Annotated in this window: 1 protein-coding gene; it reads right to left on the bottom strand. The window is 62.4% G+C overall.

The genetic code is table 11. From position 1 onward, the window contains the following. Positions 1–74 precede the first annotated feature (74 nt). A protein-coding gene (locus tag ENE74_RS18045) for an IS3 family transposase (protein WP_420902613.1) occupies positions 75–1,438 on the bottom strand; the annotation gives its coding sequence in 2 pieces (ribosomal slippage) (positions 75–1,088 and positions 1,091–1,438; 1,362 coding nt in all). Positions 1,439–1,523 lie beyond the last annotated feature (85 nt).

Genomic DNA, 1,523 nt, shown 5'->3' with positions numbered 1-1,523 from the left:
TGTCCGTCGTCAGAACATTTGGCGCAACTCGCGGCGTAGATTAGCGGAGTGCGGGCCTCGTCTGGGGGTTGATGTTAGGCGGCGAGCTTGCGGTGAAGCAAGCGCCGATGTTCGATGGTCTGCCGTTTGATCCTTTCGCGCTGTTGGATGATGGCGCTGGCCCTGCCGAAGTAGGCGTCGGCGGGCGTCACGTTGTTCAGGCTCTCGTGGTAACGCTGGTGGTTGTAGTGCCCGACGAAGGCCTCGATCTGGGCCTCGAGGTCACCGGGCAGGAAGTAGTTTTCCAGCAGGATGCGGTTTTTCAGCGTCTGGTGCCAACGCTCGATCTTGCCCTGGGTCTGCGGGTGCATCGGGGCGCCGCGCACGTGGCTCATCTTGTTGGCCTCGATGTATTCCGCCAGTTCGCCCGCGATGTAACTCGGGCCGTTGTCGCTGAGCAGCCTTGGTTTGTGCAGCACCGTGGCGCTGTCGCAGCCAGACGCCGCAAGCGCGAGGTCCAGCGTGTCAGTCACGTCCTCGGCGCGCATGTTGGCGCACAACTTCCAGGCGATGATGTAGCGCGAGAAGTCGTCGAGCACGGTCGACAGATACATCCAGCCCCACCCGATGATCTTGAAGTAGGTAAAATCGGTCTGCCACATCTCGTTTGGCCGGGTGGTCCTGGTGTGGAACTGATCGGCGGCCTTGATCACGACATAGGCCGGGCTGGTGATCAGGTCGTGGGCCTTGAGCAGGCGGTAAACCGTGGCTTCCGACACGAAGTAGCGCTTCTCGTCGGTGAACCGCACAGCCAGCTCGCGCGGTGATAACTCGCTGTAATCCAGCGCCATCTCGACGATCTGGTCCTGCACCTCGGGCGCGATGCGGTTCCACACCCGGCTCGGCGCCGATGGTCGATCCTCCAGCGCCTCCGGCCCGCCTTCGAGATAGCGGTCATACCAGCGGTAGAATGTCCGGCGGGGGATGCCGAGCTGGTCCAGCGTGCGCTTGGCGGGCAGATGCGACCGCTCGACGATCCTGATGATCTCGAGCTTCTCGGATGCAGGATACCTCATTCGTCGTCGCCCCCATCCGCGATCATGCTTTTTTTCAGCAGACGGTTCTCGAGCGTCAGCTCGGCGACGCACTCCTTCAATGCGCGGGCTTCGCGGCGCAGGTCCTGCACCTCGCCGGTGGTCGCGGCACGCGCGGTATCGCCGGCCAGGCGCCGCTTGCCCGCCTCCATGAACTCCTTCGACCAAGTGTAGTACAGGCTCTGCGCGATGCCTTCCTTGCGGCATAGCTCGGCAATGCTGTCCTCGCCGCGCAGTCCATCGAGCACGATGCGGATCTTGTCCTCGGCCGAGAAATGGCGACGCGTCTGCCGCCGGATGTCCTTCACCACCCGCTCAGCAGGGGCCTTTGCCAGCGATTTTTGCAAGGAGGGTTGGGGCTTCATCTTCGTTCCTTCGTCACTGCGACGAAGCCCCAACCCTCCTTAAATCACAACCTCAAATCTGTGCCATTGGTGCTGACGGGGAACA

This window comes from Sphingobium algorifonticola, from assembly GCF_004005485.1.
GTDB lineage: Bacteria > Pseudomonadota > Alphaproteobacteria > Sphingomonadales > Sphingomonadaceae > Sphingobium > Sphingobium algorifonticola.
This window is presented reverse-complemented; position numbering and strand designations above follow the sequence as displayed.